14 protein-coding genes are annotated in these 18,321 nt (G+C 53.0%); 8 read left to right on the top strand and 6 right to left on the bottom strand.

What is annotated here, in order from left to right; translation table 11 throughout:
• The first annotated feature begins 53 nt into the window (after positions 1 to 53).
• Complete coding sequence (locus tag ACMAY6_RS05110; protein ID WP_435215012.1) at positions 54 to 2,912, top strand: sulfatase-like hydrolase/transferase; 2,859 nt, start codon at positions 54 to 56, stop codon at positions 2,910 to 2,912.
• 544 nt (positions 2,913 to 3,456) lie between these two features.
• Positions 3,457 to 4,305: an MBL fold metallo-hydrolase gene (locus ACMAY6_RS05105; protein ID WP_435215010.1), complete on the top strand. Its 849-nt coding sequence runs from the start codon at positions 3,457 to 3,459 to the stop codon at positions 4,303 to 4,305.
• 92 nt (positions 4,306 to 4,397) lie between these two features.
• Here the strand turns inward: ACMAY6_RS05105 and ACMAY6_RS05100 are convergent, their stop codons facing one another.
• The 3 genes from ACMAY6_RS05100 to ACMAY6_RS05090 all read right to left on the bottom strand — a co-directional run bounded on the left by ACMAY6_RS05100 (position 4,398) and on the right by ACMAY6_RS05090 (position 8,589).
• The gene (locus ACMAY6_RS05100) at positions 4,398 to 5,054 is read right to left on the bottom strand and encodes an SOS response-associated peptidase (protein ID WP_435215009.1); all 657 of its coding nucleotides are present in this window, start codon (positions 5,052 to 5,054) and stop codon (positions 4,398 to 4,400) included.
• 154 nt (positions 5,055 to 5,208) lie between these two features.
• A complete protein-coding gene (locus ACMAY6_RS05095) occupies positions 5,209 to 7,356 on the bottom strand; it encodes a 3-hydroxyacyl-CoA dehydrogenase NAD-binding domain-containing protein (protein WP_435215007.1) in 2,148 nt (715 codons plus the stop codon).
• A 24-nt stretch (positions 7,357 to 7,380) separates the two neighbouring features.
• On the bottom strand, positions 7,381 to 8,589 hold the full coding sequence (locus ACMAY6_RS05090; protein WP_435215005.1) for an acetyl-CoA C-acetyltransferase: 1,209 nt from the start codon (positions 8,587 to 8,589) through the stop codon (positions 7,381 to 7,383).
• A gap of 625 nt (positions 8,590 to 9,214) precedes the next feature.
• Between ACMAY6_RS05090 and ACMAY6_RS05085 the strand changes: the two genes are divergently transcribed.
• Positions 9,215 to 9,982, top strand: a complete 768-nt coding sequence (locus tag ACMAY6_RS05085) for a hypothetical protein (protein WP_435215004.1) — start codon at positions 9,215 to 9,217, stop codon at positions 9,980 to 9,982.
• Positions 9,983 to 10,024: 42 nt separating this feature from the next.
• Here the strand turns inward: ACMAY6_RS05085 and ACMAY6_RS05080 are convergent, their stop codons facing one another.
• The gene (locus tag ACMAY6_RS05080) at positions 10,025 to 10,948 is read right to left on the bottom strand and encodes a hydrogen peroxide-inducible genes activator (protein ID WP_435215002.1); all 924 of its coding nucleotides are present in this window, start codon (positions 10,946 to 10,948) and stop codon (positions 10,025 to 10,027) included.
• 303 nt (positions 10,949 to 11,251) lie between these two features.
• Here ACMAY6_RS05080 and ACMAY6_RS05075 point away from each other — a divergent pair, with 303 nt between their 5' ends.
• Together ACMAY6_RS05075 and ACMAY6_RS05070 are read left to right on the top strand one after the other, a co-directional pair.
• Entirely contained in the window at positions 11,252 to 12,919 is a 1,668-nt protein-coding gene (locus ACMAY6_RS05075) for a SulP family inorganic anion transporter (protein WP_435215000.1), read from the top strand.
• Positions 12,920 to 12,980: 61 nt separating this feature from the next.
• Positions 12,981 to 13,352, top strand: coding sequence for an SgcJ/EcaC family oxidoreductase (locus ACMAY6_RS05070; RefSeq protein WP_435214998.1), 372 nt, complete (start codon positions 12,981 to 12,983; stop codon positions 13,350 to 13,352).
• A gap of 96 nt (positions 13,353 to 13,448) precedes the next feature.
• Here ACMAY6_RS05070 and ACMAY6_RS05065 read toward each other — a convergent pair whose 3' ends face one another.
• Positions 13,449 to 14,531, bottom strand: coding sequence for an ATP-grasp domain-containing protein (locus ACMAY6_RS05065; protein WP_435214996.1), 1,083 nt, complete (start codon positions 14,529 to 14,531; stop codon positions 13,449 to 13,451).
• Positions 14,528 to 15,010, bottom strand: coding sequence for a 5-(carboxyamino)imidazole ribonucleotide mutase (gene purE, locus ACMAY6_RS05060; protein ID WP_435214995.1), 483 nt, complete (start codon positions 15,008 to 15,010; stop codon positions 14,528 to 14,530). Before purE ends, ACMAY6_RS05065 begins: the two co-directional genes overlap by 4 nt.
• A gap of 347 nt (positions 15,011 to 15,357) precedes the next feature.
• Here purE and ACMAY6_RS05055 point away from each other — a divergent pair, with 347 nt between their 5' ends.
• From ACMAY6_RS05055 to ACMAY6_RS05045, 3 genes are all read left to right on the top strand, one after another.
• Positions 15,358 to 16,542 (top strand): CaiB/BaiF CoA transferase family protein, encoded by a 1,185-nt coding sequence (locus ACMAY6_RS05055; protein WP_435214993.1) that lies wholly within the window; start codon positions 15,358 to 15,360, stop codon positions 16,540 to 16,542.
• A gap of 27 nt (positions 16,543 to 16,569) precedes the next feature.
• Positions 16,570 to 17,340, top strand: coding sequence for an SDR family NAD(P)-dependent oxidoreductase (locus tag ACMAY6_RS05050; protein ID WP_435214991.1), 771 nt, complete (start codon positions 16,570 to 16,572; stop codon positions 17,338 to 17,340).
• Positions 17,341 to 17,423: 83 nt separating this feature from the next.
• Positions 17,424 to 18,272 carry a TauD/TfdA dioxygenase family protein gene (locus ACMAY6_RS05045; RefSeq protein ID WP_435214990.1) on the top strand — a complete coding sequence of 283 codons (849 nt, stop codon included), beginning with the start codon at positions 17,424 to 17,426 and terminating at the stop codon, positions 18,270 to 18,272.
• Positions 18,273 to 18,321 lie beyond the last annotated feature (49 nt).

Here is an 18,321-nt window from a genome sequence, read left to right as displayed (position 1 = left end):
CATGGCAATGTGCTACGTTTATTGTTAATGCGACATAAAAGACGAGGGCGTAGGTGAATACAACCTCCCCCGCAGAGAACACCAAACTCCGCGCACCGGGCCTCTATCTGAGGGCCGCCCTTGTCGCTCTGTGTCTTCTACCAATAACACAATACACTGCGGCCGCTAGCTGTTCTGACGATGTCACGCTAGACAGTCAATCGGCCATCAATAGGTTTGCTAACGATTATGTCGGGTGCACCTCGCTTGGATCGCTTCGAATTGAAGAGGCCGTAGTTGGCGACATTCAGTCCTTAGCGGGGCTCTCTCAGCTCACTTCCGTCGACGGCGCTCTGAAAATTTTTAATAACGCTAGGCTTCTCACTGTTGACGGCCTCGAGCAAATCACCTCCGTTGGTGCTCAGCTCGATTTATATAACAACGCGCGCCTTAACTCGATAAACGGGCTCAGAAGCATTAGCCAAGTTGGCGGCTTTTTAGATATCAGTTTTTCGAGCTACTTACCTAACGTGGATGCGCTCACTAACGTTACATCGGTCGGCACGCATCTGCGCCTGTTCCATTTATACGGATTACACGACTGCAAAGGGGTCGCTCCTTTCATCACCTCTCTACCCGACAATCTCGTCACCCGCACCGAGAAGATAAAAGTGGGGCTTGAAGGTCAATTACCAAGAAACGGTTCAGGTGCCAACTCAATTGCCGCCTGTCTCAACAGCTATCAAGACCATAAAAATGGATTGGCGCTCAGCGGCTCCAAGCCCAACATTGTTATGTTCATCATGGACGACGTAGGCCTAGATCAGCTCGCTACATTTAATTATGGAGGAACAGCACCGCCTTTGACTCCATCGCTGGATCAGATCGCCAACGCAGGTGCACGGTTTACCAATGTATGGGCCATGCCGGAGTGCTCACCCTCTCGCATCGCGCTATTCACCGGACAGTTGCCGGTCATGTCCGGTACTACTGGTGCGCTAGGGCCGAGTGATCTCGCAAACTCACAGCTCAACCCGTATCGGGATACCTTGATCGATCATCTGGGGCGGGCGGGCTATACCAGCGCCATGGTGGGCAAATGGCATATGGGCGGACCCGAAAACAACCAAGCCGAAAAAACAACTCCTATTGAGGCGGGCTTTGATTATTACTATGGCAACGTGCACGGATTCTTAAGATCCATTGACACCACTGCAGGTGGAGTGGCGGCGAAAGGTACCTACAACTGCGGCTTTGTTCCGAGTGTTGCGAGTGACTCTACCCACGGTGCAGACACCGGTGCTTGCTACACATTCGACGGCAGTTGTAGCGTCATCAGTGCTCCGGCGACCACCGAGCCTGGTCGTACCTGTATGGAACAAGGCGGCTTATTGGATCCCGGAGCGACTAGCTGCGCGAGCTCGCCACCGAATACCTTAGACTTTGATATGGAGAATGCGTACTACGTTGGCAAGCTGGAGAAAATGAGCAAACCAACCAGTTCGGGTGCACCGATTCAGATCGATGAATTTACTGCTCGAGAATATCGAACCTCGGTCGAATCCGAAGAGGCGATCCGCTGGCTTAATGCCCAATCAGCTAATGAGCCTTACTTCCTCGCAGTGAGTTACAGCGCCGCCCACACGCCGCTTCAGCAAATCCCTCAGGTGTTCGGGACAGCGGGTATTGGTGTAACGACCAGCTCCTCTCTTGACTGCACCGACTCGACTGATCAGCGCGCGCTGCAAAAAGCAGTCATCTCTTTTTTGTCTGAGGAAATTGGAAGGGTACTGACCGAGTCAGGCCTTATGGCAAGAACAGGCGCGGGCGGATCTCTCGAACTTACCGCAAAAGGTGCCAATACGTTGATCGTGATACTGGGTGACAACGGTACACTCGGTTACTCCGTTAATGCCCCTTTTGATCCCACTCGTGCTAAGGGGCAGGTCTATCAAACCGGTGTTCAGGTACCGCTCTTGATTGCTGGTGTTGGCGTGGGTGACACAGGGTTTCCTCGCTATGGCTTGACCAGCATTATTGATATCTATGGTGCCATATCTGATGCCGCCGGCCTGAATCTTATATCCAGCAGTTCTTCCTTTGGTCCCGTCTCGCTAGCAGGCAACATGGCGCATGCGTTAACCGCGAACCAGCGCAGTCAGATGGCTGTCAATGTGGCGCCAAACATTCAGCCCAACGATGTATTTAATCCACCATGCGCGTTGGGTACCGCGTGTTCTGTCACTCCCATCAATAAAGGGGTTTGCGAGGACAACAATGGGGTCTGGTACGGACCAGGCGCGACGGGCTTGACGGCCGCAGGCTCACCTATACCGTCATCGGGCTTCACCGCCTGCTGGGCAACAAATCAGTTCTTGCACAGGCTGAATGAGCCACTATTGAATGTCCTGCCCACTGGTCAGTCAGCGGCAGCCACAGAGACCTATAAGTATGTGGTTACAAGCTGGGTAGATTATGACCCTCAGGGCGATGGGCCAAAGACCACTGAAATCGAAGAACTCTTTCTAATTAAAGACGCCGACGGCGACCCGCTCATCGACCTGGAGTCTCTCAACCTACTCGCTGCACCGAGTCTGACCGATGACGCCGGTCTCGCGCTGGAAGTGCTCAAGGGAAAGCTACAGCAATACCAAGCCCTCGGCGACTGGGCGGCTGAAGATGGCAATCGCGATGGTATTGTCGATGAGCGCGACCTTGAGCTGGCGCAGAATGTAGCAACTTCTTGGGGCCTATCCAGCTTCTATGACGTCAATCAAGATGGACTGACCAATGCGGAGGACATTAAGGTGATCGCTCAGGCTATCGCCGCAAAGCTGGGAGTTCCTGTGCCCGCGCTCCCCGTTTTTTTGTTATTGCTTCTGGCATTTTTCCTCTGGCTAATAGCTCGTAGGAGACTTGCTCGTTTGGCATGAGCTGCTACGCGCCGTCGGCTGGATGAAAAGGCTTTTGCAATCTCAACGTACCAGCAGATTGAGTTGGCATTAACTAGCGCGGTCGGTTCGGCCTCAGTTTGGTATGCGGTTGTAAAACCTTGTTATGAATCTTCGACTTGCTGAATTCGTGTTGGCCTAACGTTCAGCCTAGGTTCGGGATAGGTTCGGACGGCTGCAAATCGAAAATCAGCATCCAGAAATGACGTTACACTTCTTCTGCTGGTTCAAAGCAGCGCTTATCGAAACCCCACCTCACCCGGTTGGGCCCACCACTTAACTGCGTCGGTGCTGAACCTCATCGGCCTATGCCAAAGGCCTCTTGTCTAAATCAGCGCGAACTTCAGCAGATCAGCTTGCTTAGTGGACAGCATCTGCGAGGCTGTCTACACTCAATTCAATTGTTGCAAACTTTCATGGGGTATTTAGCATCATAAAGTTTTGTTCGGTACACCACCGATTCACAATACCGGTCCTTGCGGTACTTAGTATTCTGTTGATTCAGCCTCAGGTCCGGGCCGAGCCGGTGGCAGCCGTCAGCAGGGTGGAGTGGATTCACGGCAACGCCAATTGTAGTGAGGGCATTGATCCGCCGATTCAGGTGTTTCAACAGGACAAATCTACCTGGGTGCTGCGGCAGAACAAATGCCTAAGTTTTGAGGCGCCTTTCATGTACCTGCTGTTGGGAGATGACCGCGCCCTGCTGTTGGATACTGGAGCCACGGATAACCCTGAGAGTTTTCCCCTGTTTACAACGGTGCGGTCTCTAATTGGCGAGCGATCGTTGCTGGTTCTCCACTCTCACAGCCATGGCGATCACCGCCGGGGTGATGAGCAGTTTTCCGGTCAGACGGGCGTTGAACTTGTGGCGCCCAATGCGGCCGGCCTCCAAGCATTTTTGAACAGAGCTGATCGCACTGGAAGTGACCAGAGCATTGAGCTTGGGGGACGCGAGGTCATTGTTATCGAAACGCCCGGACACCAAGAAGAGAGTATTACCCTGTACGACAGCCAGACCCGATGGCTGTTAACGGGAGATACGGTTTATCCGGGCCTGATCTATGTAAAGGACTGGAAAGCCTATCGCGAGAGCATCAGCCGGCTTGCCAGTTTTGCCCAGAGCTACGAGCTCGCGGCCGTGCTGGGTGCACATATTGAAATGACAGATAAAGCTGGAGAATACTACCCAATTGGCACCGTCTATCAGCCCCATGAAGCGCCTCTGCCCTTGAGCCCGGAGGTATTGAAGACACTGGATACAGCTCTAGCTAAAGCGGACGGTAAAGAAACTGTGCAGCTCGATGAGTTAGTGGTTCAGCCGATGAATGCTTTGCAGCGAACGCTGAGTAATGTGGCCAGATTCCTCACCCAGTAGTAGAGAAGCCTTTCTAGCCTGTTGTTGATCGCCATGCATGGGCTTGGAAATCTCTCTTGAGTTGTGAGGTAGCACCGCCCCTGAAGTCTGGGCTACTGAAAGAGATCTGCATTGCCAGGGGGCGATTCTGGAATACTTGCAGAAACCGGTAATGTCAGCCCGATATCGTCTTCGCTGGGACGGTTTACCCGCGTGCTCACCTCATGGCAATGCACCCGATGAGTCACAGCACTGGCAAACAAATCATGGCCTTGCAGCCAGTGTTCAACGCCCCGCGCCTCCAACAGCACCGGCTGACGATGGTGAATGGGCGCAACCGTGTCCAATGCACTTCGGGTAACAATGGCGCACCCGCTGGTGTCGTTGTAGAGGCCGGCAAAATACAGCAGCTCGCCTTCAATGTGGTGATACCAAGGCCGCTTTTTCCCCTCTACACGTTGCCATTCATACCAACCGTCTGCCAATAGCACGCAGCGCTGAGTTCGACGAAAAGCAGGTTTTTCACGAAGGGTTTCACTTCGGGCGTTACTCAGGTGCATAGGCTTTTTGGCCCAAGGAGGGGAAAAGTCCCAAGGCATCATGCGATGCTCGCCCTGTTGATCTCGCGTTAACACTGAGGAACCTGGCGCGATATTAAAACGATCAGCCGTTTGTAACCCAAGGGCATTAAGCTCGGGTCGCTGGGTAACACTGAGCGTGTAGCGTCCACACATTGTCAGATGACTTCGCTGGTCCTGCTGATTGCGCATTGTCACCCATGTGACGGCGCCATGCGAGGGGGCTAGGAACTAGAATACGCCGGGACCTGTACCGGCATTACCGATACAGCGTCCCACGTGTTTTCAGTATCTGTTGTGACTCACCCACCGAAGCCAAGCCACGCTTACTCGGTGGGCGTCGTGCTCAGTTAAACGTCTCGCCTGCGGCTATTTTATCGGCGACAATTTTTGGCGCTTTAAACCGCTCTCCGTACACCGCCGCGAGCTCGTCGCATCGGCTGGAGAATCGTGCCAGCCCGTAGGTATTCACGAACTGGAGCAACCCTCCTGTCCATGCTGGCGCACCGATACCCATGATCGATCCAATATTGCCATCGGCGACCGTGCGCAAAACGCCTTCCTCAAGACAGCGTAAAGCTTCGATCACCTGACGAAACAGCAAACGATCTTTGGCATCGTCAACCGGGATATTGACCTCAGACTTGTAATAGATATCGAGCAGCGGAGGCCAAATGGCTTTTGTGCCATCTTCAGCGTATTCATAAAAACCGCCGCCGTGATGGCGACCGCCACGACCGTGCTCGCCAATCATGGTATTCACAACGTCACGGGCGACAGCCCCATCTCTTGCGCTGGTATCGATACCCATTTCCTCCCAGGTCTCCTGAGCCTTACGGGACAGCTCTAAACTCACCTCGTCATAAACCGCGAGGGGCCCAACGGGCATGCCAATGGCTTTCCCTAAGTTATCGACCTTCACCGGGTGCATCCCTTCACTCAATAAACGAACGCCCTCGTCAATAAAGGTACCGAAGGTTCGCGAAGTGAAGAAGCCCAGTGAATCGTTGACCACAATCGGGGTTTTGCGAATTTGCAGCGCGTAATCGAAAGCCTTCGCCAATGCGACATCACCGGTATTTTCTCCCATGATAATTTCAACCAGGGGCATTTTGTCGACGGGAGAAAAAAAGTGCACACCGATAAAGTTACTGGCATCCCGACTCGCTTCAGACAACTGAGTGATCGGCAGCGTTGACGTATTCGACCCCCAAACACCGCCCTCTGCAAGGTAGCCTTCTAACTCTTGGGTAATCTTGTGCTTAAGCTTAATATTTTCGAAAACCGCTTCGATGATTAAGTCACAATCTTGCAGGTCTTCGTTAGCGGCAGTGGGTTTGATCAACGCCAGAATGCCCTGGGCTTTTTCCTCGGTCATGCGGCCTTTACTGACCCGCTTGGCCAATAGCTTTTCAGAGTAGGCTTTACCCTTATCGGCAGCTTCCTGAGAGATATCTTTGAGGATAACTTCAATGCCTGCCATGGCTGAGACGTAGGCGATACCCTGCCCCATCATGCCCGCACCAAGAATGCCGACTTTACGCGTCTTCTGGGGTTCAACGCCTTTAGGCCGAGACGCACCGCCGCTGATTTGATTCATTTGGAAGAAGAACGTGTTGATCATGTTCTTGGCAACAGGTGTGCAAGCCAAGTAAGTGAGACCACGACTTTCAATGCGCATAGCGGTCTCGAAATCAACCCGCAGCGCAGCTACGGCGATATCTAAAATTTTCGCCGGTGCGGGTAGCAGCCCTCGTGTTTTTTGCTGCAGCATAGCTGCTGCTGCCGGTAGCATTTGAGCCACGGCCGGATGGTTTACACCGCCACCGGGTATTTTGTAACCCTTGGTATCCCAAGGTTGAGTACTCGCAGCCTCATCGTCTTTGTGGGCCTTTACCCAGGCTTTCGCCGCTGGCAGCAATTCATCGAGAGAAGCAACGGTCGCATCGATCAACCCTGAAGCCTGAGCCTTGGCGGGTGCGACGCGCTTGCCCTCTAAAATGTACTCGTTAGAGGCCATCAAACCCATTAAGTAGATCGCCTTAACGACGCCACCGCCTCCGGGAAGCAGGCCTAAAGTCACCTCGGGGAATCCTAGCTGCACCGATTTATCGTCCCAAGCCACACGGTGATTACAGGCAAGCGCCAGCTCGAGACCACCGCCCAAGGCCGCGCCGTTTATTGCGGCGGCAACGGGAACTGGAAGCTTTTCAATTCGCCGCATGGTGGTCTTGGTAGCTTCAACGCCATGGAAAAACTCTTCGGCCGAGTCTTCGGTCACTTGGCAGAGCATGTTGAGATCGCCACCGGCAAAGAAGGTCTTTTTAGCAGAGGTCAGCACCACGCCAGTCAGGCCCTCTTCCGCCTCGAGCTTGTCAGCGGTCTCGCTGAGCAGAGGAAGAAATGCGTCACTCATAGAGTTCACGGGCCCATCCATGTCCATAGTGATGGTGACGATACCGTCGGCGTCTTTTTCGTAATTAAATCCAGTCATGATAGTGATGTCCTTATCTTTGGCTTAAACGCGCTCGATGATGGTTGAAATGCCCATGCCGCCGCCCACACACAGCGACAACATGGCGCGCTTGGCATCTCGGCGCTCGAGTTCATCAAGCATAGTGCTCACAAGGCAGCCACCTGTGGCTCCCAGCGGGTGCCCCATAGCGATAGAGCCGCCATTCACGTTCGTCACCTCTGGGTCTAAATCCAGATCTTGCATGTAGCGCAGCACGACCGATGCAAACGCCTCGTTGATTTCCCAAAGGTCGATGTCTGCTTTTGTCATTCCCGCCTTCTTAAGGCATTTGATGGCGGCCGGGCCAGGTCCGGTCAACATAATGATGGGATCGGTGGCGAGTACTGCTGTCGCAACAATTCTGCCACGAGGCTTGAGGCCCAAGTCTTTCGCCGCACGCTCACTGCCAATCAGAACGGCTGAGGAGCCGTCGACAATACCCGAGGAGTTGCCCGGAGTATGAACGTGGTTAATCCGATCCAACTCTGAGTACTTGTTCATAATAATGTCGTCAAAGCCTAAGCCTCCGTGCATCTCGAAAGAGGCTTTGAGCTTGCCCAGACCTTCCATGGTTGTATGGGGCTTAATGAAGTCATCCCGCTCTAAAATAGTAATGCCGCATTCATCTTTCACAGGAATCACAGACCCATCAAACCAGCCGCTGTCTCGGGCGTGGGTTGCGCGCTGCTGAGATTGCAGGGCATAAGCATCCACGTCCTCTCGAGACCAGCCAGAGAGTGTCGCAATCGTGTCTGCGCCAATCCCTTGGGGCACAAAACCGGTTTTCATAGAAAAGCCCGGATCCGAACCCATGGCGCCACCGTTGGAGCCCATCGGCACACGAGACATGCACTCGATTCCGCCGGCAACCACTAAATCTTCCCAACCCGAGGCGACTTTTTGCGCCGCAATATTGACGGCTTCTAAACCTGAAGCGCAAAACCGATCAAGCTGAACCCCAGCCACCGATTCATCCCACTCAGCATTTTGAACAATCATTTTGGCAACGTCAGAACCTTGTTCACCGATGGGGGTCACACAGCCCATCACTACATCGTCCACATAGGAGGTATCGAGGTCTTGTCGAGACTGCAGGGCGCGCAATAAACCACCACCTAAATCTACCGGTTTTACTTCGTGCAGAGTGCCGTCTTTTTTGCCTTTACTGCGTGGGGTTCGGACAGCGTCATAAATGTATGCAGTTGTAGTCATGATTTCTCCGTTGGGATACACATGGGATTTATGTTTGGCTGCTGTGATTTGTAAATGCTTGCAGCACACCAAAAAAACTGGCGAGTAGAAAAACATACTCCAAGTTCAAATTCAAGCAAATTACCGTCAGCGTACGTCTCGAAAACGCGGCTAATACTCACCTAAAACAATGGCCGAGGCCCTCATAATGCTCAACTTCGCTTTGGCAGTGACCCCGCACTTACCGCCTTAGCAAGCTCACATTTTGGTAACCGGCCCCTACCGATGAGCCGATTGAGCACCAGGCCCCCAACATCAAACCGGGATCGCTGGGGAAAAAGCCTTGCCTGAATTGTTTTAAGCACTTTGTGGCGCCCTGAATTTGGAACACGCGAGGAACAATAAGTACTCTTAATTTATTTGGCTAAACCGACTTTTTGCCGACCAAGATAGATGCTTTCCAAAACTTCTCCGTTAAAAATTCAAGCTTTGTAAAAAGGCAATGATTCCCCTTAAGTTGGAATCCAGTTCTCCTTTTTAACAAGAATGTCTCGCAGAATTCTCGTTGGTGTCTACATTCAGGTGATGGCATCACGCAACATTTGATGACTAAAAAAAATAACTCCAACTAAAAAAGGCCAAAACTATGCGCTATTTTTCAGTTCTACTCCTTACGCTTTTCGCAAGTTCCGTGTTGCAGGCACAAGAAGCCCAGATGCGCTCAGAGTTCGTTTATTGTTCGCTGAATCCAGAAAAAACGATGGATGACGTCAGAGCACAAAGCCAACGATACGGCGAATTTTCGAAGGCCAAAGGCACCAAGTACGCACAGGCGATCATGACGCCAATGCATAGCGGGGATACCAGCAACTACGATTACATCCTCTGGGGGACCTGGCCAGATGGCGAGGCGATGTATAAAGAGTGGGGCTCCTATGCCAATGAGTATGCTGATTGGCTGGCAGAAAACTCAGAAGGCGAACCCGCAGGACCTGCATCGAGTTGCAAACGGTCTGTCGCCACTATTGACAGCCTCGTAAGTCGCGTCGCAATTCCAGCGGAAGACCGAGATGCAAAGCGTCCTGTTCAATTTTCTCCTTGTTCGCTCAAAGACGGTGTATCTATCGATCAAGTCTACGCTCAGGCTGCAGCTAATAAAGAAGTTATGGAAGAAGGCGGCTTCAAGGGCTGGGCAATCAGCTATTTATTTCCCTACATGGGATTTGATGGCGGCTCCGAATTCGACTTTATGCAAGTCAACTATTGGTACTCCTTTGATTCCAGGGCTCACATGGCAGTTAACTGGCTAGACTTTGCCGCGGAGAATCCCTCGATGGAGACCAATATGAATCTGTTGGTGAGTTGTGAAGGCTCAAACTCCTTTGTCTATGAGTCGACCTTTAACAACCTGTAAAAAACCTCGCGGGGTGCTCAGTGTCAATGAGCATCCCGCACATCAACTCAGAGGAATTACAGTGTCACTGAGATCCCTGGTGATTACCTCACGAATCTGCGCCTGCAGTTCTTGATAAAAGTGACGTGTGGGTGCGTTGCGACGGTATAAGAAGGCATGCTCTCGGAACAATCTCCCACCCTGCAAAGGTTGGACGCGCAACTCCTCGGGTCTATGGATCTCGCTGCGCACGTAGAGGGCCGGTAAAAATGCAAGGCCCATACCCATCACCACCATCTGACGCAGTGTATCTAAGCTCGTGCCCTCATAGTCGGTATTCAAACGCGCACCGGTTCGCTCACAGATGCGCTCAACCTCTCGGCGTAACGTATGGCCCTTCTCAACAGCGAGAATCTCGAGACCACTGAGGTCGCTTTCCGCAACATTACTATGCGGGGCTACCTCCATATCGACCGGGCTTGCCAGATAGAGCGGCTCCCGAAACATGGGTTCTCTAACTATCGTGTCGGGCACTGTGGAAATGGGTCCGATAACAATGTCGAAACGCCCTTCCTCTAAGCCCTTGAGCAACATATCGGGCACCTCTTCCCTAACGTGTAGGCGAAGCCGCTGAAATCGTTGATGCAGAGTGGGCAGTAAACTGGGCAACAGGTAGGGACCCAGCGTTTGCGGCACACCGAGACGGTAGGTCGAATGACTGTGATTACCAATGAGGTGCGCGCTTTCCACCATATTGCGCCACTGGGAGAGGAGCGATAGCGCCTCGGGCAAAAGATCTCTTCCCACGGGTGTCAACAACGTGGCGTTTCGGGTGCGTTCAAACAGCACCACGCCCAAGATTTCTTCGAGTGCGCGAAGCTGAACCGTCAGCGTAGGCTGAGTAACACCCAGTCGCTGCGCCGCCTGACGCAACGAGCCAGCATCTGCGACTTCAGCAAAGTATTCTAGCTGCCTCAGGGAAGCCATTTTTCTTACTCCGTCTTCTGTGGACTGAGAAACACGAACTTCACAGGGCTGATATGAAGCACCACCATTGGCCAATCGTCACGTAACAACGCTCTTGGTATCCCTCTGAATCGAAGGCTTTTCTCTGGCCTTGCTCAGGAAGTACCAGCTTTTAAGAGTCAGATGTCTTGCTATGACTCAATAAAAAAACACCTTGGCGATGGGTATCACTAGCATATAGCAAAAATCTATCGCCAAATAGTAAAACCTTTCATATACCATTGCACGTACATTACGCATCTTTGAACAAACACGGTATTTGTTATGCGCGCTGCGTACACATTCGACTTAAAACACCTCAGGGGCGATATCTACGGCGGTCTCACGGCAGGCGTTGTGGCCATTCCACTGGCTCTCGCCTTTGGCGTGGCATCGGGGCTTGGCCCCATGGCAGGTATGTACGGTGCCATCATTGTGGGTTTCTTCGCTGCTTGGCTTGGAGGCACGCCCACCAATGTCTCGGGCCCAACCGGCCCTATGGTGGTCGTCCTCGCGGGCTTATTTGCCAGCCTTTCGGGGGATGTTGGTCTGATTCTAACTGCGGTTGTCTTAGCCGGCGTCTTTCAGATCATTTTCGGCCTTATTAAGCTGGGAGATTTCATTCGGCTCGTGCCCTACCCCGTGGTCTCTGGGTTTATGAGTGGAATCGGGGTCATCATTATTATTCTGCAGCTCGACGCCACCCTAGGCCATATGGCACCTGCGGGCACCATCCCTGCACTTCAGTACCTACCAACTGCACTTACCGACATCAATATGTCGGCGCTCGCCGTCGCAGCAGTGACGCTTATCGTAGTTTACGGTTGGCCAACGGCATGGGGAAAGTACTTGCCCGCCGCATTAGCGGCTCTCGCGGCCGGCACAGTGGTATCGGTGTTTTTAGGTGAGACACCGATTTTAGGTGAGATACCTAGTGGACTGCCCAGCTTCCATATGCCCAGTTTTAGTCAAGGCGCCATGATGCTGGTCATTGAAGCCGCATTTATCCTTGCTGTGTTGGGCGCCATTGACAGTTTGCTGACCTCCCTGGTCGCTGACAACATGACGAGGACACGGCATGACTCCAATCAAGAATTGATCGGTCAAGGTATAGGTAACGCAGTAGCAGGCTTATTTGGCGGCATCGCCGGCGCCGGCGCAACCATGCGCACCGTAGTCAATATTCGTTCCGGGGGTCACACAAAAATATCCGGCATGATCCACTCAGTCGTTCTTGTAGCCGTGGTCTTGGGCCTTGGTCCTATCGCCGCCTATATCCCCCACGCGGCACTCGCTGGTGTATTAATCAAAGTGGGGCTCGACATCATCGACTTCAGCTACCTCCGTAATGCCCACCGTGGTCCGCGATGGGATTTGGCGCTAATGGCACTGGTGCTGGGTCTGACTGTACTGGTCGATTTGATCACCGCCGTGGGAGCAGGTGTCGTGCTCGCGGCATTGGCTTACGTCCGCCAGGTCGCAAAAGCACAGCTTGACGACCTGCTATCTCGACCCCTTACCGCGACCAGCGAGGAGGAGCAGGACCTGATCGAAACCCTTAAAGATCGGGTAACGGTATTTGAATTTGGAGGGCCCTTAAGTTTTGGGGCTGCCGCCGACGTAGGCCACCATGTGAGAGAACGGTATCGAGATGGTATGCATGCCATCATCCTAGATTTTTGCCGAGTACCCTTCATTGACGTTTCGGCAGTGCGCGCAGTTGAGACCATCGCTTGCGATGCCGAACGTGCGGGGAAAAAAATATACATTACAGGTATGAGTGATGACATCGCCGATACCATGGTGGGGTTAGGCGCTGACTGTTGCCTCGACCTAGGTAGTGCAAGGTATACCGATCGGGTTGAATTACTGCGTACTTTAAGGGACGAGTATGCTGGCAAGCTGAGCCGTCGCTCGCGTGCTAAACACCCGAAAACCACCATTGAAAATTAAGCCTTGGCTTAATCGGAGAGGGTTGTACCGCAACCCAAAATTGAACTAGGAGAATGAAGTAATGACCAAGCAAGACATCGTGCAGTTGTTTGCCAATTGGAACGCAGCACTGCAAACCGGCGACCCGGATCAAGTGACCGCGCTTTACGCCACAGATGCCATCCTGCTACCTACCGTTTCAAATCAGGTGCGCCACAATCATGCTGAAATCAGAGATTACTTTGTAAACTTTCTGAGCAAACAACCTCAAGGCGTCATTGACGAGGCTAATACTCGGCACTTGGCAGAGAATTTGGTCAGCAACGCCGGGGTGTATACCTTCACCTTTGGCGACGGGAGCTCGGTCACCGCACGCTTTAGTTATCTCTACCAGCAGATCGACGGGGACTGGAAAATACTTGAGCACCACAGTTCAGCCATGCCAGAGGGCTGAGGGTCTAGAACAGTCCTTGCGCCAAGATTGTCTAAGCTTGGCACCCAAAAAAAACCCCGCACATCAGCGGGGTTTTTTAATACTCAGCCGGCTAACTCACCCAGCGCCATGCAACTCATCAATGAGATTTTTCGCCGCCTCTCGGATCACATTTGCATCTAATCCTAAAAGGGTAACGTGCCCGACTTTACGACCTTTTCTATGCCCTTTACCGTAAGTCTGAATAAGACTACGCACGCCGCCCTCAGGCAATGTGGCTGGAAACTTATCATCAAGAAGATTGACCATAGCCGCAGCACCTGCAAACGAGACCTCGCGAACCTTGCCCCCTAAGGTGCAAACAACATGCTGAGTAAACTGATCGGCACCCACGGCGCCAATAGTCCAATGCCCCGTATTGTGCACGCGGGGAGCTATTTCATTCACGATGAGGCGCTCCTCGGTCACAAAGAACTCAATGGCCAACACTCCCACGTAATCCATTGCATTCACGAGCGAGTGTGCGAACCGCGTCGCCTCATCAGTCATCGCATCAGTGACGTTGGCGGGCACCAAGCTGCCAATAAGAATGCCGTCACGCATGACGTTTTCCGTCATGGGGTAGGTCATCACCGCCCCATCACTATCTCTAGCCACAACAATCGCTAACTCGCGCTCAATAGCGATCTCAGCCTCAGCAATCACTGGAAAGCCATCGTCGGGGATTTGTGCACTGTCTGCAGCAGAAGTTACCCGCCACTGCCCGCCGCCGTCATAGCCCCCTAGGGTTCGCTTACAACGGAGGGCGCTCTGTGGCGCGGCCGCCATACCCTCAAGCAATGCTTCTCTGCTGGCTGCACAGAACCAAGGGGACGTTGGAATCTCCAAAGCATCAAGCATGGCTTTCTGGGTGTCTCGTTCACGCAGTACGACCAACGCCTCATAGCGCGGCGCCAATCCGACGGTATCCCGCACACGCTGCAAGATCACGTCATCAATGCTCTCGCGCTCAACGGTTACCACATCACAGACACTCAGAAACGCTTCCAAGTCTGAAGCTTCAAAAATTGGCCCCAAGCCCTGCACAACAGGTATTTCATCGAGACATAAAAACGCGACAGACACTCCTTGCCGGTTAGCAGCCTCTCCCAACATCTGACTGAGCTGGCCACAACCAATGATGCCCAAGCGAGTTTTCAATCGGTCACATCCTCTGGAACAGCGGCTGTTTGCTCTTCTCGAAAAAGGTCTAGGGCTGCGGCGATCGTTGGGTCGTTGTTCGCCAACATAGCCGCAGCAAACAGCGCTGCGTTGGCAGCGCCTGGTTGCCCAATGGCAAAAGTAGCCACAGGCACACCTTTAGGCATCTGAGCGATGGAAAGCATGGCATCGGCGCCATTGAGAACCGTAGCAGCAACAGGCACGCCAAGAACGGGTACCGGCGTCATTGCGGCACACATACCTGGCAAATGAGCAGCCCCGCCGGCGCCGGCAATAATCGCTTTCAAGCCCCGGCCTCTGGCTTCGCGGGCATAGGCATAAAGTCGATCTGGAGTTCTGTGGGCTGACACGACTTTACACTCATAGCGTATACCAAGAGCGTCGAGCATATTGGCCGCCGCTTCCATCACACTCCAATCAGAGCGTGAACCCATAATGATACCGACCGAAATATCCATGACGCTTGTCCTCGCCCCCTGTCCTTACACCTCAGGGCAGCTCTGCAATGAAAAGCGGCGCAGTATACCTCAAGTGTCAGGGCGCTTCACCTTAGCCATCCATCAAAATTGACCTTCTTAACAGCGTGTATTCTCACTACCGGTGTTCAAACTAAGCGCATTAGTTTGAGTCCATAAACAAGGCGCACTGCTTGGCAGCTTGTCGCTGACTACCAAAGGCGCGATGCCGTGCTGGAGTCTACTCCTCGTTATAGCGATACTAGAGCAGCTACCGCACGGCGGGATGTGTCAGTGACATCGCAAGCACACCTTGAGCACACCCTGCATAAAAAGACTGGAGCTAGGCTATGGGCGCACTTGATGGACTTAAAATTCTCGACCTGACCTCTATGGTTTCTGGCCCAGTTGCCGCCATGATGCTCGCGGACCAAGGGGCACGGGTCATCAAAGTAGAACCCACCAGCGGCGAGCAGATGCGGCACATTGGCTCCAAACACAACGACATTACAGCCGCTTTCTTCTCCTGCAATCGCGGCAAAGAGTCTATAGCCCTCGATTTAAAATCTGATGCCGGCAAAGACATTTTGCTGAAGCTAGCAAAAGACGCCGATGTCTTTATCCAAAATTTTCGACCGGGTGCTATCGATCGTATGGGCTTTGGTGAAGCGTTGCTGCGCAGCGCTAATGAGCGGTTAATTTATGTCTCAATCAGCGGCTTTGGCGATCAGGGGCCCTACGCCGATAAGCGGGTTTATGACCCCATCGTCCAAGCGCTATCCGGTGCCACAGATATACAAGCCGATCGCGTGACGGGCAAACCCAACATGTTCCGTATTATTTTAGCCGACAAGGTCACCGCACTGACCGCAGCGCAAGCCATTAGCTCCGCCCTGTACGCTCGGGAAAAAAGCGGCCGCGGGCAGCACATCCAACTCTCAATGCTAGACACCATGTTGTCCTTCTTTTGGCCCGAGGGTATGGGCGGACTCACCTACGCCGAGCGAGAATTCGATCCTAAACAGGCGGGGGGTGCAATGGACTTGATTTACGAGACCCAAGATCGCCACATAACAGCGGGGGTCATATCGGACAAAGAGTGGTTAGGCATGTGTCGGGCTTTGGGCCGTGAAGATTGGATCGAAGACGAGCGTTTCGCCACCGCATCTGCGCGCTTTAAAAATGTCAGTGAGCGAAAGCAGCTGACTGCCGCTGAGATATGCAAATGGTCTAGTGCTGAGATCTTGCAAAGATTTGAAAATGAAGGGGTACCCTGTGCCCCTCTTCTAGATCGAACCGAGTTACTCGATCATGAGCAAATCAATGCCAACGGTTCTATTAGTCGCATCGATTACCCCGGATTTGGTGAAGTTCGACAGGCCCGCCCTGCGGCACAATTCAGCGACACACCCAGTAGCATCGCGGGCCCAGGCCCAAAGCTGGGCCAGCACGGGGTCAGTGTGTTAACTGAGTTGGGTTTTGACGTCGAAGAAATCGAGGCGCTTATACGCAACAAAACGTTGCGCGTGGAGTAGATCAAAGCAACACCAGAGGACGTTATTTTGAAAAAAGTTTGTTTAATCATTGGGGCCGGCGCAGGTATTGGTGGCAGTGTCGGCAGCCGGTTTGCCCGAGAGGGTTATCACGCTGCTCTGTGCCGGCGTAGCGATGCGAGTGGACTGCAAACTCTGGTTGATGGCATTGAGTCGGAGGGCGGATCCGCCTCTGGGCATTTACTCAACGCGGTGGAGGACGATGCTTTAGAAAATTTGATCACCGCCGTTGAAGAAATAGGGCCCATACACACCGTGCTATTTAATCTTGGCGCACAGATTGGCAATAGATCGCTAGAAGCCACAACACTCAAGAACTTTGAACTGGGCTGGCGAATGGCGTGCCTCGCCCTATTTCGAGTGGCTAAAGTCGTTATCCCTGCCATGGAGTGTCGTGGCGGTGGCACACTGTTGGTGACATCGGCGACGGCGGCGGTACGAGGTAACGCTGGCCAGCATTCCCATGCTGCGGCAATGGGCGGGCGACGCATGCTCTGCCAAACCTTAAATGCCGAATACGCATCACGTGGAATCCACGTCGCTCACGTCATTATTGACGGTGCGGTAGATGCACCCGACACCCTCGGGAAAATGCTGGGAGATGAACAATTCGCCGCGCTGAGGCAGGCCCGTGGCGGTGATAAAGACGGTCTACTTCTGCCAGAAAAAATAGCCGAGACCTACTTTCATCTCGCGCATCAACATCGTTCAGCATGGACCCATGAAGCTGACCTCCGGGCCCACTCAGACCTCGCGTGGTGGAATCATGAGAGTGGCTAACATCTGATACTCTAGCCTAGAATCCTAGCCAGATCGCATCAGGTAGTTCGCGTTCACACGCCGATAAAAATAAGGAGGGCCCTATGCCATTAACCGTTACTTCGAGTCAGGCATCTTGCGGTGCATCAATTACGGGCGTGGATTTTACTCAAGACCTTTCCGATGACTTGGTCGCCGAAATCCGCAGTCATTGGCTGAATCACAAGGTTATAGCCTTTCCCAATCAACACCTCACTCCCGAGCACCTAGAGCGCGCTAGCCAGTACTTTGGTGACATTGGTGAAGATCCGTTTTTTGGCCATATCGATGACTACCCGAACATTTCCGCAATTCAACGCAAGGCCGATGAAACGACCTCTATTTTTGCTGAGACCTTTCATAGCGACTGGAGCTTTATGCCGATCCCCCCTGCGGCAACCATGCTCTTTAGCATTACTATTCCTCCTCACGGCGGCGACACGCTGTTTGCAGATCAAGTAAAAGCCTACGAGGAGATGCCTAACTCACTGAGGGCTCGAGTAGAAAATCTCACCGCCATTCACTCCGCCGCCTTGGGCTATGCCCCAGATGGCGCCTACGGTGACCAAGACCAAAACAGCGGACGCAGCATGATCATAAAACCCAGCGAGCGCGCTCGTGAAACCTGCAACCACCCGTTGGTGAGAACCCATCGCGAAACCGGGAAAAAAGCGCTATTTTCCTCTGCCGCCTACATTCAAAGCTTTTCCGGCATGGACCTTGAGGCAGCACAAGCATTGCTCATGGAGCTCTACCAATATCAAACTCAAGAGCAGTTTCTTTATCGGCACCAATGGCAGCCCAACATGCTCGTCATGTGGGATAACCGAGCGCTGCTGCACGCCGCTACGGGGGGGTATGACGGCTATGACCGCCTGCTCCACCGCATCACTATTGCCGACAACGCCTGGTAATAACACTACCCTGCATTTTGCTATTTCCTGACCCACGTCGGCGACACGA

Origin of the sequence: Luminiphilus sp. nBUS_16 (genome assembly GCF_051201645.1) — a bacterium.
Lineage (GTDB): Bacteria > Pseudomonadota > Gammaproteobacteria > Pseudomonadales > Halieaceae > Luminiphilus.
The sequence above is the reverse complement of the archived record's forward strand: the minus strand, read 5'-3'. Positions and strand labels throughout refer to the sequence as shown.